Source organism: Solwaraspora sp. WMMA2059 (genome assembly GCF_027497315.1).
GTDB lineage: Bacteria > Actinomycetota > Actinomycetes > Mycobacteriales > Micromonosporaceae > Micromonospora_E.
The window spans coordinates 3,231,501-3,255,040 of record NZ_CP114908.1 but is presented as its reverse complement, the minus strand read 5'-3'; the positions used below and the strand labels follow the sequence as shown (position 1 = coordinate 3,255,040).

Here is a 23,540-nt window from a genome sequence, read left to right as displayed (position 1 = left end):
GTCCGGCCGCGCTCGGCAGTCAGGGCCGCAGCGGGGCGTTGCAGGCGGCGACCAGCGCCCGGCGGCAGGCAGTGGTCAGCGGCCGCAGCGCGGCGTCGCGCTGCTGGGCCTCGTAGCCGTTGACGGCGCCGCCGGGGGCGACGTGCTCGGCGAGCGCCAGCACCTGGTCCAGCACGCTGGCCCGGGCGAACAGCCGGCGAGCCCGCGGATCGAAGCCGGGTGGCAGGTCCATCCCGCCGTCCGGGCGGCGCAGCGCGGCCAGCGCCCCGGCCAGCTCCGGCCGCCAGTGCGCGACGTCCAGCCGGGTCAGCGCCGTGGTCGTCTCGGCCAGTGCGGTGGACAGCTCGGCCTCGGCTTCGGCGGCGCTCGGCCCGGCGTGCCCGGCGGCGGGTAGCTCCTGCGGCAGCGGGTAGATCCGCCACAGCACCGTCTCGAAGGTGACCCCGGAACCGGACGTGTGTGAGCGCACCTCGGGGATGACGCCCAGCCCACGGGCCACCACCGCCTCGCCGGCCAGCAGCGCGGCGCCGGTGAACTCACCTGGACCGGGCAGACCGCGTGGGTCGCCGGGGGCCGGCAACGCCAGCCGGATCTCGTCCGGTGGCAGCTTCGCGAAGCAGGACAGCGCGTCGCGCAACGGCAGGTCGGTCCAGGCACCGGGTGCGTCGGCGACCAGATGCTCCTCGTCGCCGGCGATCTCGTCGGCGATCTCGTCGTACGGCACCAGGCCGGCGCGCCATGCGCGCACCCAGGCCACGAAGCGGCTGGAGCGGCGCGTCGCGAGGGTCGCCGCGCCTGCTGCGGGGGACATGCACGCTAGGGTACGTGCCGCGCTGTCGGTTGTCTCGACACCGGGCGGCAGGTCCCCGTCGGGGTGTCCGGTCGGCGCGTCGGCGGGCCACCGTCGCCCGGTGCGGTTAGCCTGCCGGACGTGGGTGGTGACCAGCGGTACGGCGACGACGTGTTGGCGGGCAACTGGCGCCGCCGTCGGGTGGTGCCGGAGGTCGACGCCGAGCCGGACCTCGTGGTGGAGGACGCCGACTCCGGTTTCTGCGGCGCGGTCGTCGGTTTCGAATCCGGCGCGGTGACACTGGAGGACCGGCACGGTCGCCGACGGCACTTTCCGCTGGCACCGGCCGGTTTCCTGCTGGACGGCCAGCCGGTGACGCTGCGCCGGCCGCCCCGGGCACCCGCCGCGCCCCGGCAGCGGCAGCGCACCGCTTCCGGTTCGGTCGCGGTCGGCCACCGACCGGCCCGGGTGGCCCAGGCCAGTCGGATCTGGGTGGAGGGTGTGCACGACGCCGCGCTCGTCGAGCGGATCTGGGGTGACGACCTGCGGGTCGAGGGCGTCGTCGTCGAACCGCTGGACGGCATCGACGGGCTGGCCGCTGCGGTGGCCGGTTTCGCGCCCGGACCGCAGCGCCGGCTTGGCGTGCTGGTCGACCATTTGGTCCCCGGGTCCAAGGAGAGCCGGGTCGTCGCCGCGGTCACCTCGCCGTACGTCCTGGTGACCGGGCATCCGTACGTGGACGTGTGGCAGGCGGTCAGACCGGACCGGATCGGATTGCGGCAGTGGCCCCGGATCCCACCCGGACAGCCGTGGAAGGAAGGCGTCTGTGCGGCTGTCGGCGTGGCCGATCCGGCGCAGCTGTGGCGTCGAATCCTGTCCAGTGTGGACAGCTACCAGGACGTGGAGACGCCGCTGATCAACGCGATGGAGCGGCTGATCGACTTCGTCACCGTACCGCCGCAGTGAGCCGGCGGCCGGTCAGCCGAGGTCGTCCGGTCAGCCGGGGTCGTCCGGTCAGCCGGGGTCGTCCGGTCAGCCGGGGTCGTCCGGGTCGCGGGTAAGGACGAAGGTGGCCAGGTCCAGCGCTGTCGGGGTGCCGGTCGGTCCGCGCCGTACGGTGAGGATCTCGCCCTGCTGGGCGCCGCTGCGGCCCTGCCAGCGGTCCGCGCCCAGCGCGGCGAACCGCGACGTCACCGGCTGGACCGGCCCGAGCAGGGTGAGGACCAGCTCGGCGGCGTCGGCGTCCCAGGAAACCTGCATCTCCCGTCCCATCCACCACCACCGGCCGCAGACAGCGTCGATCTCCGGCGGCGGCAGGGTGCCCGGTCGCCAGGGACGCGGCGCGACCGGTTCCCGGTCCAGCACCCCGGCCAGTACCCGCAGCCCCAGTTCGCGGATGGTACCCCGGGCGAAGCCGTACGAGTTGGCGAAGGCCACCACGGCGGTGCCGGTGCCACGGTGCACGGCGAGCAGCGCGACGTAGCCGGGCATCGAGCCGCCGTGGCCGGCGAAGACCCGCTCCCCGACCCGGTAGAGCTCGGGGCCGAGCCCGTGGCCGCCGGTCCACCGCTGCGGGTCGTTGATCGCCACCGGCAGGCACATCTCCGCCATCGTGTCGGGGCCCAGCACCGCCGGGTCCGGGTCGGCGAGGAACGCCGCCCACCGGCTGAGGTCGGCGACGGTGGACCAGAGCTGGCCGGCGGGGGCCATCGCCCGGGTGTCGGTACGCGGCTCCTCGCGCAGCGTGCCGTGCCACGGGTGCACCACGTAGCCGGCGGCGTACGGGGCGGTGGGGTGGTAGGTGGTGCGGGTCATGCCGAGTGGTCCGAGGATGTCGGTGGCGACCAGGTCGCTCCACGGCGTGTCGGTGATCCGGTGCAGGGCGGCGCCGAGCAGCCCGTACGCCAGGTTCGAGTAGTGGTACGTGCGGTGCGGCGGGAAGGCCATCTTGTCCGGTCCGAGCCCGGCCAGCAGAGTGGCGACGTCGGTGCCGGTGCTGCGTTCCCACCAGGTGTCGCTGTCCGGTTCGCGTTGCAGGCCGGCGGCGTGGCCGAGGAGTTGGCGCAGGGTGATCCGTTCGAACGGGGCGTCGGGCAGGTGGTCGCGGAGCCGGTCGTCGAGGTCGAGCCGGCCGGCGTCGCGTAGCCGCAGCACCAGGGTGGCGGTGAAGGTCTTGGTGATCGAGCCGATCCGGTACTGCAGGTCGGGGTGGGGTGACGGGTGGTCACCGGCGGACGCGATGTGCACCAGCCGCCGGTCCCGGAGCACGCCGAGGACGACGGAGGGTGCCCGGCCGTTCGACTGGGTCTCGGCGACCGCAGTGTCGATCATGCTGATGGTGTCGGGGGACAGGGGTGCGGACACGCCTACATGCTCCTTGCTCGTGACTCAGGTGGGTTGGATCGTGACTTAGGGTGGCCGTATTGGTCCGACTCACTAATGGCTGCCCGATTTGTCGGTCCGAGGGTCGCCGGTGGTGCGCATACATGTCACGATCGGTGTGTGGAACCCGTCCTGTGGATCGTATTGGGCGTCGTACTGGCGGTCGCGGAATTATTCACCGCGACGCTGTTCCTCGTCATGTTCGCCGCCGGCGCGTTCGCCGCGGCGTTCGCCGCCGCTCTCGGTGCCCCGGTGGCCGCCCAGGCGCTGGTCTTCGCCGCGGTGTCGGCGCTGACCGTGGTCGCCGTCCGGCCGGCCATCCAGCGGCACCGGCAGTCCGCGCTCAGCGGTGGCGAGGAGCCGTTCGGCGTGCAGGCGATCGAGGGCGCCTCGGCGCTGGTGCTGGAGCGGGTGGATGCCGACGGCGGCCAGGTCAAGATCGACGGCGAGCTGTGGAGCGCCCGCTCGTATGACGGCATCCAGGTCTTCGCCCCTGGCGAACGGGTACAGGTGATCCAGGTCAAGGGCGTCACCGCGCTGGTCTGGCGGGACGACGTCACCGGCGGCGGACCGGCATGAACACCCCGAGCCGGCATGAATTTCCCGAGCCGAGAAGGTGAACGACGATGGACTTAGTGATCGCGGTGCTGGTCGGGGCGGTCGCTCTGATCACAGTGATAACCCTGATCCGGGCGGTGCGGATCGTCCCGCAGCAGCGGATGGACCTGGTCGAACGGCTCGGCCGGTACCAGCGCACCCTGACGCCCGGTCTCAACCTGCTCGTCCCGTTCGTCGACACCGTACGGGCCAAGGTCGACATGCGGGAACAGGTGGTCAGCTTCCCGCCCCAACCGGTGATCACCTCGGACAACCTGGTGGTGTCGATCGACACCGTCTTGTACTTCAAGGTCGTCGATCCCCGGGCCGCCACCTACGAGATCGCCAACTTTCTGCAGGCGATCGAGCAGCTCACCGTCACCACGTTGCGTAACGTCATCGGCTCGCTCGACCTGGAGCGCGCGCTGACCAGCCGTGAGGAGATCAACCAGCACCTGTCCGGCGTGCTGGACGAAACCACCGGCCGGTGGGGCATCAAGGTGACCCGGGTGGAGATCAAGGCGATCGAGCCGCCGCCGAGCATCCGCGACTCGATGGAGAAGCAGATGCGCGCCGAGCGGGACCGCCGCGCCGCGATCCTCACCGCCGAGGGGCACAAGCAGTCGCAGATTCTCGGTGCCGAGGGCGAGAAGCAGGCCGCCGTGCTGCGCGCCGACGGTGACCGGCAGGCCCGGATCCTGCAGGCCGAAGGCCAGGCGAAGGCGATCCGGACCGTCTTCGACGCCATCCACCAGGCCAACCCGAGCCAGAAGGTGCTCGCCTACCAGTACCTGCAGGCGCTGCCGCAGATCGCCAACGGCCAGTCCAACAAGATGTGGATCGTCCCGGCCGAGCTGACCAAGGCCCTCGAAGGTCTGGGCGGGGCGCTCGGTGGGCTCAGCCAGATGGTCGGTGACGCGCCGTCGCAGCAGGTCGACTCCAGCGCCGTGGAGCGGGAGGCGGCCGAGGCCGCCGAGGCCGCCGCCGCCGAGGCGCAGCGGGTCAACGACGAGGTGCGGGCCGCCGAGCAGGTCACCAGCGGCGGTACGGCGGCCGGCGGCGCCAAGGCCCGGCCGGCCGGGCTGCCGGCGCCCGAGCCGGTGCCCGCGTCCGAGCTGCTCGGCGAGCTGAACTCCGAGCAGCAGCGCCCGCAGGCCGAACGCGGCTGACCTGTAGCCGGGGTAGCTGACTGTTGGCGCTCCGGGCATCTATGGCGCTCTTGAAGCTGCTATGATGCTCGCGTGAACCTCAAGGAGTGGGCAGCGTCGACCGGCATCGCGTACATCACCGCTCGGCGACAGTACGCAGCCGGGACGCTGCCTGTTCCCACCTACCGGATCGGTCGACTGATCATGGTCGGTGAGCCGGTCACCGGCACGTCGGCCGAGACGGGGCAGACCGTGGTGTACGCCCGGGTGTCCTCAGCCGATCAGAAATCCGACCTGGACCGGCAAGTCGCCCGGGTCACCGTGTGGGCCACCGGGCGGAAACTCGGCGTCGACCGGGTGGTGACCGAGGTTGGATCCGCGTTGAACGGGCACCGCAAGAAGTTCCTCGCGCTGCTGCGCGACCCGAAGGTGGCAACGATCGTGGTTGAGCATCGGGACCGGTTCGCCCGGTTCGGGGCCGAGTACGTTGAGGCGGCGCTGGCCGCGCAGGGCCGCCGACTGCTGGTGGTCGACCCGGCTGAGGTCGACGATGATCTGGTCCGCGACGTGACGGAGATCCTGACGTCGTTGTGCGCCCGCCTGTACGGGCGTCGCGCTGGCGCGAACCGTGCCCGCCGGGCGGTCGAAGCCGCCACCGAGAGTGGCCCGGCGTGAAAACGATCCAGGCGTACCGGTTCGCCCTCGACCTCACCTCGCGCCAGGAACGCGACGTCCTTGCACACGCTGGGGCCGCCCGGCTCGCCCACAACTGGGCGCTCGCGAAGGTCAAGGCGGTCATGGACCAGCGCATCGCCGAACGCTCCTACGGCGTACCAGACGAGTTGCTGACGCCGTCACTGTCCTGGTCGCTGGCCGGTCTTCGGAAGGCATGGAACGCCGCGAAGCCCGAAGTCGCGCCGTGGTGGGGTGAGGTGTCGAAGGAGGCGTTCAACACCGGTCTCGACGCGCTCGCTCGCGGGTTGAAGAACTGGACTGACTCCCGCAGCGGGAAACGCGCCGGTCGGCCGTCGGGTTTCCCCCGGTTCAAGTCCCGCCGCCGTACCACGCCCAGCGTACGGTTCACCACCGGGGCGATCCGGGTCGAACCGGACCGGATGCACGTGGTGCTACCCCGGCTGGGCCGGTTGAAGTTGCACGAGTCCGCCCGCAAGCTCGCCCGCCGTATTGAAGCCGGCACCGCCCGGATCATGTCCGCGACAGTGCGTCGTGATGGCGGACGGTGGCATGTGTCGTTCACCGTCGAGGTCGAACGCGCCGAACGCAGCCCGGCCCGACCCGGCTCGGTGGTTGGTGTGGACGTCGGTATCCGGCATCTCGCGGTGCTGTCCACCGGCGAGTTGGTCGACAACCCGCGCCACCTCGTGGCCGCGCGGCAACGGATGCATGCGCTCGGCCGGACGCTGTCGCGCAAGCAGGGCCCGGACCGGCGTACCGGACGACGTCCCTCGAAGCGGTGGGAACGGGCCGCGAGCCGGCTCGGTCGCGCTCACGCCCGGGTCGCTCATCTGCGCCGTGACGGGCTGCACAAGCTCACCACCCGGCTCGCCACGACGTACGGCACCGTTGTGGTGGAAGACCTCAACGTCACCGGCATGCTGCGCAACCGGCGGTTGGCCCGGCACGTCGCCGACGCCGGATTCGCGGAGATCCGCCGCCAGTTGGCGTACAGGACCGGACGGAACGGCGGCCGGCTTGTGGTGGCCGACCGCTGGTACCCGTCCAGTAAGACCTGCTCGGGCTGTGGCACGGTGAAAACCAAGCTGGCCCTGTCCGAGCGTGAATACCGGTGTGAGGCGTGCGGTCTAGTCATCGACCGTGACCGCAACGCCGCTGTGAACCTGGCCGCCCTTGCGGCGGCAACCGCCGGGAGTGGCCCGGTGGCAGCACGTGGAGCCGACCAGAAGACCCGCACACGCGGGCAGGTGGCCGTGAAGCGTGAACCCGGCACCGCTCAAGCGGATCAGACCGGGACCGTCCTACCGCAAGGCAGGACTACCAACCGTGCGCTCACTAAAGCCCACTGAGAGGTAACGGCAGGACCCGATCCGGCCCGGCCGGCGCTGGCCGGGCCGGCTGACCCGACCGGCTGAAATCCGAGGAACCCGCGCGTACCGCTGTCGGCGGCTGTCACGATCGGTCGGTCAGTGAGCACAGCCGACGGGGCCCGGTGCGGGCCCCGCAGCGCGGGGAGGCGACACCGTGACGCGTGCCGTCAGGAACACCCGACCCCGGACCACCGCGTCCAACGCCGGCCGGTCCGGCCCGGTACGGGTGGTCTCCCGCAGCGACGCCGGTGTCGCCGTGGTAGCCGCCGCCGCACCCGAGAACACCCCGGCCGGCCCGGCAACCAACGCCGCCTGGGCGTGGTCGATCCGCCGGTTCAGCCGGGTCGCCATCTGGACGTTGCCGCTGTACGCGATCGCGTTCGGCATCGGCGGCCTGAGCGGAGTGCGCGGCGGCGGCCCGGCACCCGACCTGGTCGACGGCCGGCCGGCGTACCTGGCCTCCTGGGTGATCGCCAGCTGGCTGGGGCTGGTTGCGCTGGTCGCGATCGCTGGGATCCACGCCGCCGCCCGCAGCCGGGGCACCGCCGTCTCGGCGCTGCTGGTCGGCCTGGCAGGTACGGCACTGACGGTGCCGTTCGTCGGGCTGCCCGACGGCACGACCGTCTACGGTACGTCGGCCCGGTCGATCGCCCTGGTCGGTGCCGCACTGTACAGCTTCGGCTGGCTGCTCGCCGGTGCCGCGGTGCTGCGTTCGGAGCTGTTCAACCGGCTCGACGGCTGGCTGCTGATCGTCGCGTCCCCGCTGCTCGGGCTCGTCGGGCTGCTCTCCGGGCCGCTGCAGACCGTCGGCGCGGTCCTCACCCTGACCGCCGGGATCGGCCTGGCCTGGTCCGCCGGCCGGATGGTGCCCAGCATCCAGGTGCCGGCGACCGCCCCGGCCAGCTCGCGTTAAGCCGGGTCGTCGCGGCACAGCTCCCAGAAGGCGACCGCCGCCGCCGTCGCCACGTTGAGCGAGTCGACGCCGCGTCGCATCGGCACGGCCACCCGTACGTCGGCGGCCTGGACCGCCGCAGTGCTCAGCCCCGGCCCTTCCGCGCCGAGCAGCAGCGCCGGCCGGGCCCGGGCCGCGGAGTCCAGCCGCTGGACCGGCACCGCGTCCGGTGCCGGGGTCATCGCGAGCAGCCGGAACCCGGCGGTACGGACGGTGGCCAGCGCCGCCGGCCAGGCCGCAGCCCGGGCGTACGGCACCGCGAACACCTCGCCCATGCTGACCCGCACCGACCGCCGGTACAGCGGATCCGCGCAGGTGGGGGAGAGGACCACGGCGTCCATGCCGAGTGCCGCCGCGCTGCGGAACAGCGCACCCAAATTGGTGTGCGTGTTGATCCCTTCGCAGACGACCAGCCGGCGGGCCCGGTCGAGCACCTCGTCCAGGCTGGGCAGGGCCCGGCGGTGGAACGAGGCGAGCACGCCCCGGTGCACGTGGAATCCGGTGATTGACTCCAGCACCGCCGGGGTTGCCGCGTAGACCGTCGCGTCCGGCGGCAGGTCGGCGAGCTGGTCGACCCGCTTGGCGTCGACCAGCACCGACCGCAGCCGGTAGCCGGCCCGCAGGGCCCGCCCGATGACCAGCTCGCCCTCGGCGATGAACAGGCCGTTCGGCGGCTCCCACCGGGTCCGCAGCTCGACGTCGGTCAGCGCCCGGTAGTCGGCGATCCGCTCGTCGTCCGGGTCCATGATCTCCGTTGTTGGCACACCGGGCATTGTGCCGGTCGCCGGGGTAGCGTTCTGCGGGTGTTCCCGACCGTCCGTGAGGTGCTGGCGCTCGACCCGGTGCGAAACGGCGGACCCCGGGTGGTCGCCGCCGAGGAGGGTCTGGACCGACCGGTGCGCTGGGTACACGTTACCGAGGTGCCGGACATCGCCAGCCTGCTGCGCGGCGGTGAGCTGGTGCTGACCACCGGGATCGGGCTGCCCGCCGACGACGCCGGCGTGCGGGCCTTCATCGCCGACCTGGCCGAGGTCGGCGTCGCCGGCCTGGTGGTGGAGCTCGGCCGCCGCTACCACGGCGGGGTGCCGAAGGCGATGGTCGCGGCCGCGCACCGGCGCGGGCTGCCGCTGGTGGAGCTGCGCCGGGAGACCCGGTTCGTGTTGATCACCGAGGCGGTGCACGCCCTGATCGTGGACGCCCAGCTGGCCGAGCTGCGGGCGACCGAGGAGATCCATCAGCGGTTCACCGAGCTGTCCGTGGAGGGCGCGGAGGCCACCGAGGTGGTACGCCAGGCGGCCGAGTTGGCCGGCGCGCCGGTGGTGCTGGAGAACCTGTCCCGTCGGGTGCTGGCCTACCACAGCGTCGGGGAGAATCCCCGGCTGCTGCTGGACGGCTGGGAGCAGCATTCGCGCCGGATCCAGCCGACCGGGCGTACCGCGTACCACGCGGACACCGGTTGGCTGGTGACCATGGTCGGTGCCCGGGGCCAGGACTGGGGTCGGCTGCTGCTGCGCTGCCCGGCAGCCGGTCTCAGCGGCTCGGGTGTCTCCTGCGGCTCGGGTGTCTCCGACGGGTCCACCGGGTCGGGCGGTCCGCTGCTGCGGTGGTCGATCCTGCTCGAACGGGCCGCGTCGACCCTGGCGCTCGGCCGGCTGATCCGCCGCGACGCCGAAGGGCTGGAGCGGCAGATTCACCGGACGCTGCTGACCGCGCTGCTGGACGGGTCGCAGCCGGTCGACGAGGTGGCGGTGCGGGCACGGGCGCTCGGCGTCGGCCTGGACCGTCGGCACCTGGTCGGCGTTGCGGTCCGGTTCCGCGACGCAGGTTCCGGTGCCGAGCCCGGTGCGGCCACCGATGCCGGCGGGGCCGGATCGGTGCCGGCGGCGGACAGCGCCGAGGCGGTCCAGGCCCGGCTGCGCGACCTGGCCGAGACGGTCGGCCTGGCGTTGCGGGAAGCCGGGCTGACCGGTCTGGCCAGCCCGTTGGACGAGCACGCGGTCGGCGTACTGCTGGCGGTCCGGGACGCCACGGCGGCGGACCCGGCGCTGGACGGTCTGCTGGCCGCGCTGCACCGGTTGCGCCGGTCCGAGCCGGTGCCGGTGGTGGTCGCCGCCGGCAGCGGGGTGGACAGCGTCCGGGAGGCCCGGCGGACCCTGGTCGAGGCCCGTCAGGTGGCCGAGGCCGGCCGCCGGGACCGCCGCGCCGACCAGGTGCTGCGGCTGCCGGACGTCGGCCTGGCCGGGCTGCTGCACCTGCTGCGGGAGGAACCCCGGTTGCAGGTGTTCGTCGAGCGTGAGCTGGGCGCGCTGCTGGCGTACGAGGCCCGTCATCCCCGGGAGCGGATGCTGGCGACGTTGCGGGCGTACCTGGAGCACGGCCGCAACAAGTCGGCGGCGGCCGCGGCGGTGCACCTGTCCCGGCCGGCGTTCTACGAGCGGTTGACCAGGCTGGGGCGGATTCTCGGCGTCGACCTGGACTCGGTGCAGGCGTGCCTGTCGCTGCACGTCGCGGTGCTGGCGCTGGACGAGGTACGGGCCCGCCCACCGGCCTGACCGCTCACCGGCCTGACCGCCCGCTGGCCAGACCCCCGCCGGGTCGGGAGGTCCGGCGCCGTACCGGGTCGAAGGTCCTGAATCTTCGGGACCCTTGAGTCGCTGCCGGTACATACCCCCCGGGGTATGTTGGGATCTGAATCCGGCAGCCACGAACCACCCGCCGAAGGAGGTCCCGGGCATGTTCTTCGCCCAGTACTACCTGGACTGCCTGTCCCAGGCGTCCTATCTGATCGCCGACGAGACCACGAAGCGCGCCGTCGTGGTCGACCCGCGCCGCGACGTGACCGAGTACCTGGCCGACGCGCAGGCGCACGGCCTCACCATCGAAGGTGTCGTCAACACCCACTTCCACGCCGACTTCATCGCCGGCCACCTCGAACTGGCCGCGCGCACCGGCGCGTGGATCGGCTACGGCCGGCGGGCCGAGGCCGACTACCCGATCCGCAAGCTGGCCGACGGGGAACGGATCAGCCTCGGCGACGTGACCCTGGAGATCATGGAGACCCCCGGGCGCACCCCGGAGTCGATCAGCATCCTGGTCTACGAGCACGCCGACGACCCGGTCGCGTACGGCGTACTCACCGGCGACGCACTGTTCATCGGCGACGTCGGCCGGCCGGACCTGCTCGCCTCGCTCGGCGTCACCGCCGACGAACTCGGCCGGATGCTCTACGACAGCGTGCAGCACAAGCTGATGGCGCTGCCCGACCCGGTGCGGGTCTTCCCGGCCCACGGCGCCGGATCGGCCTGCGGCAAGAACCTGTCCACGGAACGCTCGTCGACCATCGGCGAGCAGCGGGCCACCAACTACGCCTGCGCCCCGATGGACACCGAACAGCTCCTGGCGATCGTCACCGCCGGCCAGCCGGCCGCCCCGGCGTACTTCGGCTACGACGCGGTGCTCAACCGCCGCGACCACGCCCTGTTCGACGTCACCGCCGCACCCACGCCGCTGAGCCCGGCGGAGTTCGCCGCCCGGCAGGCCGTCGGCGCCGCCTGAGCCTGCGACCATCCCCACCTACCAGTTGAGGAGTATCGACAACCATGAGCGAGACTGCCACCCCGGCTGCGCGGCTGCCGCTGATCGGTGACCGGGCACCCGACTTCGCGGCGGAGAGCACCCACGGCCCGGTCCGGCTGGCCGACTACGCCGGCCGCTGGCTGGTGCTGTTCAGCCACCCGGCCGACTTCACCCCGGTCTGCACCACCGAGTTCGTCGGCTTCGCCGAACTGGCCGACGAGTTCGCCGCCCGCGACGTGGCGCTGCTGGGCAACTCGGTGGACTCGGTCTTCAGCCACCTGGCCTGGACCCGGTCGATCCACGACAAGCTCGGCGTGCGGATCCCGTTCCCGATCATCGCCGACCTGGACATGGCGGTGTCGCACGCGTACGGGATGCTGCACCCGAACACGTCCGGCACGGCGGCGGTACGGGCCGTGTTCGTCATCGACGCCGAGCAGATCGTCCGGGCGGTGCTGTACTACCCGATGAACGCCGGCCGGATGATTCCGGAGATCCTGCGGCTGATCGACGCGCTGCAGACCGCGGATCGCGACGGGGTGTCCTGCCCGGCGAACTGGCGATCCGGTGACGACGTGGTGCTCGGTGCGCCGCGTACCGAGGCCGACCTGGACGCGCGGCTGACCGACGACACGGTCAAGCTGACCGACTGGTACCTGGCCACCCGGCCGGACCGGGGCTGACCCGGCGACCTGCCCGGGGCCCGGCGACCCACCGGGCCCCGGCGATCGTCGGGCTCCGGCGTCAGGCCGGTCCGTCGGGCTCCGGTGTCAGGCCAGGGAGAGGAACAGCTTCTCCATCTGCTCCAGGTTGGCCTTGCGCTCGGTGACGTCGGCGTCGGGGCCCATGCACTGTTCGAGTCCACTGGCGATGACCTTGAAGCCGGCCCGGTCGAGCGCCCGGGAGACGGCGGCGAGCTGGGTGACCACCTCGGCGCAGTCCCGGCCGGACTCCAGCATCGCGATGATGCCGCGGATCTGGCCTTCGGCCCGCCGTAGCCGCTTCACCACGTCCGCCGTGGTGTTCTCCTCGACCTGCATGGCGAGTTCCTCCTGGTTCGGGTCTCCCGCTGGTGCTTCGGGCCTGCCCAGCTGGGTTTACACGATACACCCGGGGGTATCACTTGCAGATGTCCGTTCATTCGAACATACTGGGTCTGTAGATACCCCCAGGGGTATACGCGAGAGCGGAGGAGCACCCGTGGAACTCATCTCATTCCGTACCCCCGGCCTCGGCGACCAGTCCTACCTGCTGGTCCACGAGGGCAAGGGGGTGCTCGTCGACCCGCAGCGCGACATCGACCGCTTCCTCGACGCCGCCGCCGAACGTGACGTCGACCTGCGGTTCGTCCTGGAGACCCACCTGCACAACGACTACGTCTCCGGCGGACCGCAGATCGCCCGACGGACCGGCGCCGAACTGGTCCTCCCGGCCGGCGCGGCACCGACCTACCGGCACACCCCCGCCTTCCACCTCGAGGACATCAAGGCCGACAACCTCACCCTGCGCCCCGTCCACACCCCCGGTCACACCCCGGAACACACCAGCTACCTGGTGCTGATCGACGGCGAGCCGGTCGCCGTCTTCTCCGGCGGCAGCCTGCTCGTCGCCTCCGCCGGCCGACCCGATCTGCTCGGCCCCGAGCGGGCCCGCACCCTGGCCCGGCTGCAACACGGCTCGCTGCACCGCCTCGCCGGTCTGCCCCGGGCCGTCGAGCTCTACCCGACCCACGGTGAAGGTTCATTCTGCACCGCCACCGGCGCCGGCCGGTTCACCTCCACCATCGGCGACGAGGTCGACACCAACCCGCTGCTCGGCATCGGCGACCCGGAGACGTTCGCCGACCGGCTGCTCGCCGAGCCGATGCCGATCCCGGCCTTCTACCAGTACATGGGCCCGGCCAATCTGCGCGGCGGCGAGCCGATGCCGGCCGTCGAGATCCCGGAGATCACCGCCGCCGATCTGCCGACCACCGACGACACCCGGTTGCTGGACATCCGGCCCCGGCCCGCCCAGGCCGCCGGCCTGCTGCCCGGCTCCGTCGGCATCGAGCTCACCGACGACTTCGGCAGCTGGGCCGGCTGGCTGCTGCCGTACGGCGCACCCGTCGTGCTGGTCGCCGAACCCGACCAGGACGTCACCGAAGCCGTCGTCCAACTGGCCCGCATCGGTCTCGACACCGTCCAGGGCGTCCACCGGCCGGCCCCCGCCGACCAGCTCGGCCCCGGCTACGAACTGCTCGACCTGGACAACTTCCGCCAGCGCCTGGCCCAGCCCGACGCGCAACTGCTCGACGTACGGATGCCCAACGAGCGGGCCCAGGCCAGCTGGCCGGGGGCGGTCGAGCGCTTCCTCGCCGACCTGGTCACCGACGGCATCCCCGCCGAGCTCGACCCGCAGCGACCGGTCCTGGTCGCCTGCGGCAGCGGCCGACGGGCCGCCATCGCCGCCAGCCTGCTGGTCCGCGCCGGCCACCGGCCCGCCGTACTCAGCGGCGCCGGCGTCGCCGACCTGACCACCGAATCCTGACCACCACCGCACGACCCCGACCACCGCACGGAGGAACGACATGCCCCCCACCACCAACCCGAGCATCCAGGTGCCCGCCGCCCGCGCACTGCTGGCCGGCAACCCCGACACCCTGGTCGTCGATGTGCGTACCCCGGCCGAGTTCGAGACCGCTCACATCGACGGGGCGATCAACCTGCCACTGGACCAGGTCGACGCCCACCTCAACCGGATCGTCGCCGACGCCGGCGGGCGGATCCTGCTGATCTGCCAGTCCGGCAACCGGGCCAACCAGGCCTGCGCGAAACTCGCCGACGCCGGCCTGGACGGCGCGACCGTGCTCGACGGCGGGATGAACGCCTGGATCTCCGCCGGTGCCCCGGTGAACCGGGGCCGTCAGCGGTGGAGCCTGGAACGTCAGGTGCGGCTGGTCGCCGGCGGGATCGTGCTGGTCTCGGTGCTGGCCAGCATCTGGTACCCACCGGCCCGGTACGTCGCCGGACTCATCGGCGCCGGGCTGACCTTCGCGGCGCTGACCAACACCTGCGCGATGGGCATGCTGCTGGCCCGCCTGCCGTACAACCAGGGCGCCGGATGTGACGTCGACGCCTCGCTCACCCGGATCAGCCGGGCCGGCGCGGCGAGATGACCGCCACCGCGTACCCCCGCCAGGAGCGCACCGGCCCGGCGCGGGTCCTGCCCATCCTCGGCTGGCGGCGCGGCTACGACCGGCACACACTGCGGCACGACCTGATCGCCGGCCTCACCGTCGCGGTGATGCTGGTGCCACAGAGCATGGCGTACGCCGCCCTCGCCGGCATGCCACCGGTCACCGGGCTGTACGCCGCGATCGTGCCGGTGCTGGTGTACGCCCTGCTCGGCACCTCCGGCTCGCTCGCCGTCGGCCCGGTCGCCATCACCGCGCTGATGACCGCCACCGCGCTCGCCCCTCTCGCCGACGGCGACCCCGGGCGGTACGCCGCCCTCGCCGGCCTGCTGGCCCTGCTGGTCGGCGCCATCCAGATCCTGATGGGGGTGCTGCGCCTCGGCGCGCTGGTGAACTTCCTGTCCCACTCGGTGCTGTCCGGGTTCACCTCGGCCGCCGCGCTGGTCATCGCCGCCAGTCAGGTCAAGGACCTGCTCGGGATGCGCGTCGAACGCGCCGAGAACCTGCCCGGCATCGTGGCCAGCCTGTGGCACGGCGCCGCCACGATCCATCCGCTGACCGTGGCGGTGGCCGCGGCCAGCATCGCCGGGCTGCTCCTGCTGCGCCGGTACGCCCCGAAGGTGCCCGGCGCGCTGCTGGTCGTCGCCGCCGTCACGACGGTCAGCACCGTCCTGGCGCTCGGCGGGCGGGGCGTACCGATCCTGCGGGACGTGCCGAGCGGGCTGCCCATCCCGGACCTGCCGGCGGTCGCTCTGGCCGACCTGCGGGCCCTGCTGCCGGCCGCGATCGCGATCGCCCTGGTCGGCTACATGGAGGGCATCGCGGTGGCGAAGTCGCTGGCCGCCCGGTCCCGCCAGCACGTCGACCCGAACGCCGAACTCGTCGCGGTCGGCGCGGCGAACGCCGCCGCCGGTGCCTTCCACGCGTTTCCGGTGGCCGGCGGGTTCTCCCGCAGCGCGGTCAACTTCTCCGCCGGGGCCCGCACCCCGGTCGCGTCGGTGGTCACCGCCGTCGTGGTGGGGCTGACCGCGCTGCTGCTCACCCCGGCCTTCCACCACCTGCCCAAGGCGGTGCTCGGGGCGATCGTCGTGGTCGCCGTGCTCGGGCTGGTCGACTACCGGGGCGCCTGGACTGCCTGGCGGATCCGGCGGGTCGACGGGCTGACCCTGGCGCTGACCTTCGCGGTCACCCTGGTCGCCGGGGTGGAACCGGGCCTGGCCGCCGGGGTGGTGTTCAGCCTCGCGGTGTTCCTGCGCCGTTCGGCCCGCCCGCACACCGCCGAGCTGGGCCGGGTGCCCGGCACCGCGACCTTCCGCAACGTGGCCCGCTATCAGGGTTTGGTCACCGATCCGCAGGTGGTGGTGCTGCGCATCGACGGGCCACTGTACTTCGCCAACGCGCAGTACCTCGCCGACCGGCTGCTGACGCTGGCCGAGACCCGCACATCCCTACGAGCGGTGGTGGTCGACGCCAGCGCGATCGGCGACGCCGACGCCGACGGCGCGCACGCCCTGGCCCAGGCCCGGGAGCGGCTGGCCAGCCGGGGCGTGGCGCTGCACCTGGCCACCGTCCGGGGACCGGTGCGGGATCTGCTCACCCGCTCCGGCCTGTGGCCAACGATGCGGGAGGCCGGGCAGCTGCATCCGGAGGTGGCCGACGCGGTCGACGTCGCCACCGGCGAAGGCGGGGCGACCGGCGGTGACGGGACCGCGGACACCGGCTCAACGCCCCGCCTGCCGCAGGAGGTGTACTGACGTGCCGGACCATGTTCCGGGAGCGATTGTCCATCGCACGTCCGGCTCCGCCCCGAACCGGATCTCAGGCCAACGCGCTGAGGACCTTCGCGTACGCCGCCGGCACGTGGTGCGGCCCACCGGGCAGCAGTACGTCGGAGGCGTCGACCGCCGGCCAGGCCTGTTCCGGCACCGCCGCCATCAGCTCCCGTACCAGCGGGGCGTCGCGCCACTGCGGCGACCCGGCGAGCATCCGCAACGCGACGAGGGACTCCTCGATCTCACCGACACACTCGAACGGCTTGTGCCCGTCGAGGCCGAGCAGCTCCCGGTAGCCGGCCAGCTGGGCCGGGTCGGCGAGCAGGTCGACGCCGAAGATGCCGACCAGTCGGTCACGCGCCATGAACGGTGCGAACGCCAGGAACACGAACCGGCACTTCGGGCACGCCCCGCACCAGCGTTCACTGCGGTCCCGCAACTTGAACGCCGCGTTGCAGCTGGTCACCACCGGGTCGTAGCCGGTCGAGCGGGCGTACAGCTTCGCGATGTGCAGCTCGGACAGGGTCCGCAGCAGCGAGAAGTACGGCTCGGTCAGCCCGGCGTGGCCCTGCAGGGCGGCCCGCAGCAGCCCTTCGGCCTCGACACCCTTGGACCACTGATGGTTGATCTCGTGTCCGTTCCAGATCAGGTTCGGGTCGGACGCGGAGCGTTCGTTGGACATCACCACCGGGCCGAGGCCGTGCAGGACCGCCGTACCGACCGCGATCAGCGAGTTGATCGCGGTCACCGGGATGTGGCCGTTGTACGCCCCGGCCGCGTTGAGGTCGAACAGCCGCGGGTCCAACGCCCGGCGGGCGGCCAGCGCCGGCAACCCGGAGGCCGCGTTGACCGCGACGATCACCGGGTTGGGGTTGACCGAGAACGGCACCGGATCGAAGCCCGCCCGGCGCAGCGCCTCCAGGGTGACGATCGAATCCTTGCCGCCGCCGACCGCCGACAACGGCCGCCGGTCGGCGGTGTCCACCGGCGTCGGCGCGCTCGGCACCCCGTCCGGCACGACCGGGGCGAGGTCGAGCACGTGCGGCAGGGCGTTGCGGTACGCGTACTCGGCCAGGCCCTTGGTGTAGACGGCGGTGACCAGCGCGACCGCCTCCGGCCCCAGCGGCGCCGGCACCACCAGCCGCGCCGGTGCCGCCGCCTTGTAGTAGCTGACCCCGGCGACCAGGTGCAGCAACTCCAGGACCCGGCGCACCGTCGACCCGGGTCCGCTCGGCGGCGGGGCGCCGTCGGGCATCGGGAAGGTGATCCGCTCGACGAAGGTCAGCTCCGCGCCGTCGTCGCCGGTGAGTGCGTAGCCCAGCTCGGCTACTCCGATCGCCGGGTCGAACTCCAGCGTGGGAAAGGTGAACGTGGTGAATCGTCCTAGCTCGTCACGGGTCACCCGTGCCTCCTCACTGATCACCGACCAGACATACTAGTCCCGGTTCGGGCCCCTGACCCGGCGCCCGATGACATGCTGGCTCGTGGAGGAGATGACCGGTGCGCCTGGCTGACCTGCGCGGCCGTACCGTCGCGGTGTGGGGAACCGGCCGCGAGGGACGGGCCGCGGTGACCGCGATCACCGCCCAGTCCCCGGCGACGCTGGTCGCCGTCGACGACAGCGCGACGGCCGCCCCGGCGGACTGGGACAGCGGCAGCGCGCCGCTGTTCACCGGCGAGGACGGCTTCGCCCGGCTGGCCGCCGCCGACGTCGTGGTCCGCTCACCAGGTGTGCCGCAGACCCACCCGTGGGTGATCGAGCTGCGCCGACGCGGTGTGCCGATCACCGGCGGCACCGCGCTGTGGATGGCCGATCACGCCGCCCGGACCGTCGGTGTCACCGGCAGCAAGGGCAAGTCCACCACGTCCAGCCTGATCAGCCACCTGCTGACCGCGCTGGGTCGGCGCAACGCGTTCGGCGGCAACATCGGCGTACCGCTACTGGCGATGCCCGAGGCCGACCTGTACGTGCTGGAGCTCTCCTCGTACCAGTGCAGCGACCTGACCGACTCGCCCCGGACCGCCGTGCTGACCTCGCTGTTCCCCGAGCACCTGGACTCGCACGGCAGCGAGGAACGCTACTACTCCGACAAGCTCAACATCATCGCGCACGGTCCGGAAACGATCATTTACAACGGTACGGATCCGAGGCTGACCCGGCGGCTGCTCAACGAGGAGGCGACCGCCGCCGGACTGCCCGACGGCTACCACGTCGCACCCGGCCCGGACGGTCGGCCGTACCTGCACCGGCGGGCCGAGCCGCTGTTCGCCCGAGCGGTGCTGCCGCTGGCCGGCCGGCACAACGAGAGCAACCTCTGCGTGGCGTTGGCGGTGCTCGAAGCACTCGGCGTCGACTGCGTCGCCGACCGGGACGCGGTCGCCGACGCGGTCGCCGGCTTCGCCGGCCTGCCGCACCGGCTCGCCGAGATCGCCGACCCCTCCGGGCTGACCTTCGTCGACGACAGCATCTCCACCAGCCCGTACTCGGCGATGCACGCGATCGACGCGTACGCCGGCCGCCCGTTGACCGTGATCGTCGGCGGCACCGACCGAGGGCTGGACTACACGCCGCTGCGCGAGCACCTCGCCGAGTGTGAGTTGACGGTGATCGGCGTACCGGACAGCGGTCCCCGGATCCTCGACACCCTGGCCGGGCTGCCCGGGGTGCGGACCGCACGGGCCGACGACCTCCCGACGGCGGTCGCGCTGGCCCGCGAGCTGACCCCCGACGGCGGGGTGGTGCTGCTGTCCCCGGCCGCGCCCAGCTACGGACACTTCCGCAACTTCGAACACCGCTCGGAAGTCTTCGCCGCCGCCGTGTGTGACACCGCCCCGGTCCCCGCTCCTCATCCGGCCGGGTGAGGCAGCGGCACGCGCCGGTACGGCTGGCAGCGGCCGGCGTGCCGTCGTTCACCATCGGTCCGGCGCTGGCCGACGAGCTGCTGCGCGACGACCTGACCGACGGGGCGGTGGCCGAGTTCCTGGCGGCCGCGGCCCGCAACGGCTGAAGCCAACCGGTGCATTCCCTGGTAACAGGTGGGCCGGACCGGCTGAATTTCGCGTCGGGTGCTATATAGGACGGCATGATTCGTGACCGGGTAATCGCCTGTCTGCTGTTCGCCGTCGCCTTCGCCGGGCTGGTGATGCAGCGGATGTCCCCGTTCAGCGACTTCCCGTTGGTGGTGGAGGCGGTGGTCGCCGTCGCTGCGGTGACGAGTGGCCTGACCGGTGTGTGGCTGTGGGTGCGCTCGTCGCGGCAACGCTCCGGCGACCCGCAGGCGCAGGCGGGGGCGGAGACGGGAGCGACCACCTCGGACAACTGACAACCCGCGCAGGCCGTCCGGGGCCGTCGGGCGACGCAGTGTCAGGCCGAGCCGGGCCGGCCGCTACACGATGGCAGTTGCTCCTTGTCCGGTCCCGGTGGGAAGGTGCTCCCATCGACGACCCAGGGAGCGTGGTGCCGCAGATGACCGCCGACGACCTGCTCACCCGGCACCGGGCCGTGATGCCCGACTGGATGCCGCTCTACTACGCCGAACCACTGGAAATCGTCGCCGGCTCCGGCCGACGGGTCACCACCGCCGACGGCCGCAGCTACCTCGATTTCTTCGGCGGCGTGCTGACCAACATGATCGGCTACGACATTCCGGAGATCCGCGAAGCGGTGCAGCGTCAGCTCGCCACCGGCGTGGTGCACACCTCCACCCTCTACCTGATCCGCCACCAGGTGGAGCTGGCCGAACGGATCGCCGCGCTGTCCGGCATCGCCGACGCCCGGGTCTTCTTCACCAACTCCGGCACCGAAGCCAACGAGGCGGCCCTGCTGGCCGCCACCAACTACCGCCGGTCGCATCAGATCCTGGCCGTGCGCAACAGCTACCACGGCCGGTCGTACGCCACGATGGGCATCACCGGGCACCGCAGCTGGTCGGCGAGCGCGCTCAACCCGCTGCAGGTCGCCTGGCTGCACTCCGGTGACCGGCTGCGCGGCCTGCTGGCCCGGCTCGGCGCCGACGCCCAGCTCGACGCCGCCGTCGAGGACCTGCGCGAGGTGCTGGCCACCCAGACCGCCGGCGACGTCGCCTGCCTGATCGCCGAACCAATCCAGGGCGTCGGCGGCTTCGTGCACGGCCCCGACGGGCTGCTCGGCGAATGGAAGAAGGTCCTCGACGAGTCCGGCATCCTGCTGATCTCCGACGAGGTGCAGACCGGCTGGGGGCGTACCGGCGAGCACTTCTGGGGCTACCAGGCGCACGGCGTCGTGCCGGACCTGCTCACCTTCGCCAAGGGCATCGGCAACGGCTTCGCCCTGGCCGGCGTCGTCGGCCGCGCCGACGTGCTCAACTGCGTGCCGGCGATCTCGTTCTCCACCTTCGGCGGCAACCCGGTCAGTACGGCCGCCGGGGTCGCCGTCCTCGACTACCTGCGCGACCATGACCTGCAGGCCAACGCCGCCCGCACCGGCGACCTGCTGCGTACCGGGCTGACCGGGGCCGCCGCCGCGCATCCGATCGTCGGTGAGGTACGCGGCAAGGGCCTGATGCTGGCCGTCGAGTTCGTCCGCCCCGGCACCCGCGACCCGGACCCGGCGGCGACCACCGCGGTGTTCGAGGCCTGCCGGGCGGGCGGCCTGCTGGTCGGCAAGGGCGGCCTGTACGGCAACGTGCTGCGGATGGGCCCACCGTTGACGATCACCGACGACGAGGCCCGGGAAGGGTTGAGCATCCTGGTCGACGCGATCGCGTCGGTGTCGGCCTCGGTTGTGGAAGGAGCTGCGGCGTGAACCGGATCCCGCATTTCGTCGACGGTGCCCGTACCACTGGGGAAGCCGGCGGCGACGGACGGCACGGTGAGGTGTTCGACCCGGCGACCGGGCAGGTCGCCGCCACCGTCGGGTTCGCCACGGCAGCGCAGGTCGACGACGTCGTGCAGGTCGCGGCGCGGGCCGCCCGCGACTGGCGGGACGTGTCGCTGTCGCGGCGCACCAGCGTGCTGTTCGCCTTCCGGGAGATCATCAACGCCCGGCGCGACGAACTGGCCGCGGTCATCACCGCCGAACACGGCAAGGTCCTCGCCGACGCCGCCGGCGAGGTGCAACGCGGCCTGGAGGTCGTCGAGTACGCCTGCGGCATCCCCTCGCTGCTGACCGGCGGCTTCAGTGAGAACGTCTCCACCGAGGTCGACTCGTACAGTCTGCGCCAGCCGCTCGGCGTGGTCGCGGTGATCTCGCCGTTCAACTTCCCGGCGATGGTGCCGCTGTGGTTCGTGCCGATCGCCGTCGCCTGCGGCAACGCGGTCGTGGTCAAACCGTCCGAGAAGGACCCGTCGGCGGCGGTGCTGCTCGCGCAGTGGTTCACCGAGGCGGGCCTGCCGCCCGGGGTCTGCAATGTGGTGCACGGCGACCGTGAGGCCGTCGACGCGTTGCTGGACCATCCGGGCGTACGGGCGGTGTCGTTCGTCGGCTCCACCCCGGTGGCCCGGCACGTCTACACCCGGGGCACCGCCGCCGGCAAACGGGTCCAGGCCCTCGGCGGGGCGAAGAACCACATGGTGGTGCTGCCCGACGCCGACCTCGACCTGGCCGCCGACGCGGCGGTCAACGCCGGCTTCGGCTCGGCGGGGGAGCGGTGCATGGCGATCTCCGCCCTGGTGGCGGTGGAGCCGGTCGGCGACGACCTGGTCGCCCGGATCGTCGAACGGCTCGGGAAGATCCGTACCGGGGACGGCCGCCGGCCCGGCTGCGACATGGGTCCGCTGATCACCGCCGCGCACCGGGACCGGGTTGCCGGGTACGTGGCCGCCGGTGCCGCAGACGGAGCGAAGATCGTCGTCGACGGCCGGGGCGTGCCGGTCGACGGCGACGCCGCCGGTTTCTGGCTCGGCCCGACCCTGCTGGACCAGGTGACGCCGGAGATGTCGGTCTACACCGACGAGATCTTCGGCCCGGTGCTGTCGGTGCTGCGGGTCGACTCGTACGACGCCGCGTTGGAGCTGGTCAACGCCAACCCCTACGGCAACGGTACGGCGATCTTCACCAACGACGGCGGTGCCGCCCGGCGCTTCCAGCACGAGGTGGAGGTCGGGATGGTCGGTATCAACGTGCCGATCCCGGTGCCGATGGCGTACTACTCGTTCGGCGGCTGGAAGTCGTCGCTGTTCGGCGACAGCCACGCCCACGGCCGCGACGGGGTGCACTTCTTCACCCGGGGCAAGGTGGTGACCAGCCGCTGGCTCGACCCCCGCCACGGCGGCGTCAACCTCGGCTTCCCCACCCAGACCTGACCGGTCGTTCGGTGAGTTGTCCGGAGCCACGGTATCTTGGTGCTGGTAGCCGATCGTCATTCAGGAGATGTGTATGACTGTAGAAATGGTCGCGCCGGACTGGATGCATGAGCAGGTCACGGCCGAGCAATACGCGACGTGGACAGAAGAGCAGTGCGCGGGTATCGAGATCGTGGATGGGATGGTCCTCGTGAGTCCGAGCGCCTCCAAGCGGCACAACCGCCTCGCCAGGCTTATGGCGAACGCTTTGGACGTCGCGGCAGGGCCTGATTGGAACGCGGATACTGACTTTGATCTCCGGCTACAGGACGTGCCGCTGAACAACCGCCGCCCGGATGTGACGGTCTACCGAGCGGACACCATCGACGTCACGCCGACCCGACCCGAGCATGTGCTTCTCGTGGTCGAGGTGGTCTCTCCCGGATCGGAGACAACCGACCGGATCGTCAAGGCAAGTCAGTACGCACAGGCTGGTATTCAGTTCTACTGGCGTGTAGAACAGGCAGTCACTGGCGCGCCCATCGTTTACACGTACGTGCTCGACCCGGCAACGGGCCGCTATCGCGACGACGAGATCTTTACCGGCCTCGTGAAGCTGACCGCGCCCTTCTCCGTCGAGGTCGATCTCGGCCAGCTTTGAAGATCAAGTTTCTTGACTATGGTCGATAGCATGAGGTCATCATGAGCCTGATGTGAAGGGCGATTCGGATGGCTGCCAGCGGGGCGCGCACGGTCGCCGAAGGCGTCGCGTGGCTGGCAGCGGTGCTGCCGATTGCGCCGCCCATCGGAGACCATCCGAT

General features: G+C 72.0%; 22 protein-coding genes and 1 pseudogene. 18 read left to right on the top strand and 5 right to left on the bottom strand.

What is annotated here, in order from left to right:
• Nucleotides 1-19: 19 nt before the first annotated feature.
• Nucleotides 20-811: a hypothetical protein gene (locus tag O7553_RS14795; RefSeq protein ID WP_123602363.1), complete on the bottom strand. Its 792-nt coding sequence runs from the start codon at nt 809-811 to the stop codon at nt 20-22.
• 120 nt (nt 812-931) lie between these two features.
• Here O7553_RS14795 and O7553_RS14790 point away from each other — a divergent pair, with 120 nt between their 5' ends.
• Nucleotides 932-1,756 (top strand): DUF3097 domain-containing protein, encoded by an 825-nt coding sequence (locus O7553_RS14790; RefSeq protein WP_281555367.1) that lies wholly within the window; start codon nt 932-934, stop codon nt 1,754-1,756.
• 66 nt (nt 1,757-1,822) lie between these two features.
• Here O7553_RS14790 and O7553_RS14785 read toward each other — a convergent pair whose 3' ends face one another.
• Nucleotides 1,823-3,121 carry a serine hydrolase domain-containing protein gene (locus O7553_RS14785; RefSeq protein ID WP_281555609.1) on the bottom strand — a complete coding sequence of 433 codons (1,299 nt, stop codon included), beginning with the start codon at nt 3,119-3,121 and terminating at the stop codon, nt 1,823-1,825.
• 171 nt (nt 3,122-3,292) lie between these two features.
• Here O7553_RS14785 and O7553_RS14780 point away from each other — a divergent pair, with 171 nt between their 5' ends.
• The 5 genes from O7553_RS14780 (at nt 3,293) to O7553_RS14760 (ending at nt 7,896) form a co-directional block, all read left to right on the top strand.
• Entirely contained in the window at nt 3,293-3,751 is a 459-nt protein-coding gene (locus O7553_RS14780) for an NfeD family protein (RefSeq protein ID WP_281555366.1), read from the top strand.
• A 47-nt stretch (nt 3,752-3,798) separates the two neighbouring features.
• The gene (locus O7553_RS14775) at nt 3,799-4,938 is read left to right on the top strand and encodes an SPFH domain-containing protein (protein ID WP_281555365.1); all 1,140 of its coding nucleotides are present in this window, start codon (nt 3,799-3,801) and stop codon (nt 4,936-4,938) included.
• A 72-nt stretch (nt 4,939-5,010) separates the two neighbouring features.
• A complete protein-coding gene (locus O7553_RS14770; protein ID WP_281555008.1) occupies nt 5,011-5,592 on the top strand; it encodes an IS607 family transposase in 582 nt (193 codons plus the stop codon).
• The gene (gene tnpB / locus O7553_RS14765; protein WP_281555364.1) at nt 5,589-6,962 is read left to right on the top strand and encodes an IS607 family element RNA-guided endonuclease TnpB; all 1,374 of its coding nucleotides are present in this window, start codon (nt 5,589-5,591) and stop codon (nt 6,960-6,962) included. Before O7553_RS14770 ends, tnpB begins: the two co-directional genes overlap by 4 nt.
• 175 nt (nt 6,963-7,137) lie before the next feature.
• Nucleotides 7,138-7,896 (top strand): hypothetical protein, encoded by a 759-nt coding sequence (locus O7553_RS14760; RefSeq protein WP_281555363.1) that lies wholly within the window; start codon nt 7,138-7,140, stop codon nt 7,894-7,896.
• Here the strand turns inward: O7553_RS14760 and O7553_RS14755 are convergent.
• A complete protein-coding gene (locus tag O7553_RS14755) occupies nt 7,893-8,699 on the bottom strand; it encodes an RNA methyltransferase (protein ID WP_281555362.1) in 807 nt (268 codons plus the stop codon). The two genes, O7553_RS14760 and O7553_RS14755, sit on opposite strands and share 4 nt — an antisense overlap.
• A 39-nt stretch (nt 8,700-8,738) precedes the next feature.
• Between O7553_RS14755 and O7553_RS14750 the strand changes: the two genes are divergently transcribed.
• From O7553_RS14750 to O7553_RS14740, 3 genes and pseudogenes are all read left to right on the top strand, one after another.
• Nucleotides 8,739-10,487, top strand: a complete 1,749-nt coding sequence (locus O7553_RS14750; protein WP_281555361.1) for a PucR family transcriptional regulator — start codon at nt 8,739-8,741, stop codon at nt 10,485-10,487.
• A gap of 181 nt (nt 10,488-10,668) precedes the next feature.
• Nucleotides 10,669-11,484: pseudogene (locus O7553_RS14745) on the top strand (MBL fold metallo-hydrolase); the annotation flags it as partial.
• A gap of 50 nt (nt 11,485-11,534) precedes the next feature.
• The gene (locus O7553_RS14740; protein ID WP_281555359.1) at nt 11,535-12,194 is read left to right on the top strand and encodes a peroxiredoxin; all 660 of its coding nucleotides are present in this window, start codon (nt 11,535-11,537) and stop codon (nt 12,192-12,194) included.
• 87 nt (nt 12,195-12,281) lie between these two features.
• Here O7553_RS14740 and O7553_RS14735 read toward each other — a convergent pair whose 3' ends face one another.
• Entirely contained in the window at nt 12,282-12,551 is a 270-nt protein-coding gene (locus O7553_RS14735) for a metal-sensitive transcriptional regulator (protein ID WP_281555358.1), read from the bottom strand.
• A gap of 160 nt (nt 12,552-12,711) precedes the next feature.
• Here O7553_RS14735 and O7553_RS14730 point away from each other — a divergent pair, with 160 nt between their 5' ends.
• From O7553_RS14730 to sulP, 3 genes are read left to right on the top strand one after another with little or no spacing between them, the layout of a single operon-like run.
• Nucleotides 12,712-14,040: an MBL fold metallo-hydrolase gene (locus O7553_RS14730; protein WP_281555357.1), complete on the top strand. Its 1,329-nt coding sequence runs from the start codon at nt 12,712-12,714 to the stop codon at nt 14,038-14,040.
• Nucleotides 14,041-14,080: 40 nt separating this feature from the next.
• Nucleotides 14,081-14,668 carry a rhodanese-like domain-containing protein gene (locus tag O7553_RS14725; RefSeq protein WP_281555356.1) on the top strand — a complete coding sequence of 196 codons (588 nt, stop codon included), beginning with the start codon at nt 14,081-14,083 and terminating at the stop codon, nt 14,666-14,668.
• A complete protein-coding gene (sulP, locus tag O7553_RS14720) occupies nt 14,665-16,440 on the top strand; it encodes a sulfate permease (protein ID WP_281555355.1) in 1,776 nt (591 codons plus the stop codon). Before O7553_RS14725 ends, sulP begins: the two co-directional genes overlap by 4 nt.
• A gap of 64 nt (nt 16,441-16,504) precedes the next feature.
• Here sulP and O7553_RS14715 read toward each other — a convergent pair whose 3' ends face one another.
• Nucleotides 16,505-17,860, bottom strand: coding sequence for a hypothetical protein (locus O7553_RS14715; protein WP_281555354.1), 1,356 nt, complete (start codon nt 17,858-17,860; stop codon nt 16,505-16,507).
• A gap of 98 nt (nt 17,861-17,958) precedes the next feature.
• On the opposite strand from O7553_RS14715, the gene murD reads away from it, so the two are divergent.
• From murD to O7553_RS14685, 6 genes are all read left to right on the top strand, one after another.
• A complete protein-coding gene (gene murD / locus O7553_RS14710; protein ID WP_281555353.1) occupies nt 17,959-19,320 on the top strand; it encodes a UDP-N-acetylmuramoyl-L-alanine--D-glutamate ligase in 1,362 nt (453 codons plus the stop codon).
• The gene (locus O7553_RS14705; RefSeq protein WP_281555352.1) at nt 19,317-19,466 is read left to right on the top strand and encodes a hypothetical protein; all 150 of its coding nucleotides are present in this window, start codon (nt 19,317-19,319) and stop codon (nt 19,464-19,466) included. Before murD ends, O7553_RS14705 begins: the two co-directional genes overlap by 4 nt.
• A gap of 75 nt (nt 19,467-19,541) precedes the next feature.
• Nucleotides 19,542-19,781, top strand: coding sequence for a hypothetical protein (locus tag O7553_RS14700; RefSeq protein WP_281555351.1), 240 nt, complete (start codon nt 19,542-19,544; stop codon nt 19,779-19,781).
• Between the two features lie 143 nt (nt 19,782-19,924).
• Entirely contained in the window at nt 19,925-21,241 is a 1,317-nt protein-coding gene (locus tag O7553_RS14695) for an aminotransferase class III-fold pyridoxal phosphate-dependent enzyme (protein ID WP_281555350.1), read from the top strand.
• Nucleotides 21,238-22,740 carry a CoA-acylating methylmalonate-semialdehyde dehydrogenase gene (locus tag O7553_RS14690; RefSeq protein WP_281555349.1) on the top strand — a complete coding sequence of 501 codons (1,503 nt, stop codon included), beginning with the start codon at nt 21,238-21,240 and terminating at the stop codon, nt 22,738-22,740. The genes O7553_RS14695 and O7553_RS14690 overlap by 4 nt, the downstream gene beginning before the upstream one ends.
• 73 nt (nt 22,741-22,813) lie before the next feature.
• On the top strand, nt 22,814-23,380 hold the full coding sequence (locus tag O7553_RS14685) for a Uma2 family endonuclease (RefSeq protein WP_281555348.1): 567 nt from the start codon (nt 22,814-22,816) through the stop codon (nt 23,378-23,380).
• Nucleotides 23,381-23,540 lie beyond the last annotated feature (160 nt).

Bases quoted from the DNA above. Each gene is read 5' to 3' on its own strand.
- O7553_RS14795 (WP_123602363.1), bottom strand. From the start codon at position 811: ATGTCCCCCGCAGCAGGCGCGGCGACCCTCGCGACGCGCCGCTCCAGC.
- O7553_RS14785 (WP_281555609.1), bottom strand. From the start codon at position 3,121: ATGATCGACACTGCGGTCGCCGAGACCCAGTCGAACGGCCGGGCACCC.
- O7553_RS14775 (WP_281555365.1), top strand. From the start codon at position 3,799: ATGGACTTAGTGATCGCGGTGCTGGTCGGGGCGGTCGCTCTGATCACA.
- O7553_RS14740 (WP_281555359.1), top strand. From the start codon at position 11,535: ATGAGCGAGACTGCCACCCCGGCTGCGCGGCTGCCGCTGATCGGTGAC.
- O7553_RS14735 (WP_281555358.1), bottom strand. From the start codon at position 12,551: ATGCAGGTCGAGGAGAACACCACGGCGGACGTGGTGAAGCGGCTACGG.
- O7553_RS14725 (WP_281555356.1), top strand. From the start codon at position 14,081: ATGCCCCCCACCACCAACCCGAGCATCCAGGTGCCCGCCGCCCGCGCA.
- sulP (WP_281555355.1), top strand. From the start codon at position 14,665: ATGACCGCCACCGCGTACCCCCGCCAGGAGCGCACCGGCCCGGCGCGG.
- O7553_RS14700 (WP_281555351.1), top strand. From the start codon at position 19,542: ATGATTCGTGACCGGGTAATCGCCTGTCTGCTGTTCGCCGTCGCCTTC.
- O7553_RS14695 (WP_281555350.1), top strand. From the start codon at position 19,925: ATGACCGCCGACGACCTGCTCACCCGGCACCGGGCCGTGATGCCCGAC.
- O7553_RS14685 (WP_281555348.1), top strand. From the start codon at position 22,814: ATGACTGTAGAAATGGTCGCGCCGGACTGGATGCATGAGCAGGTCACG.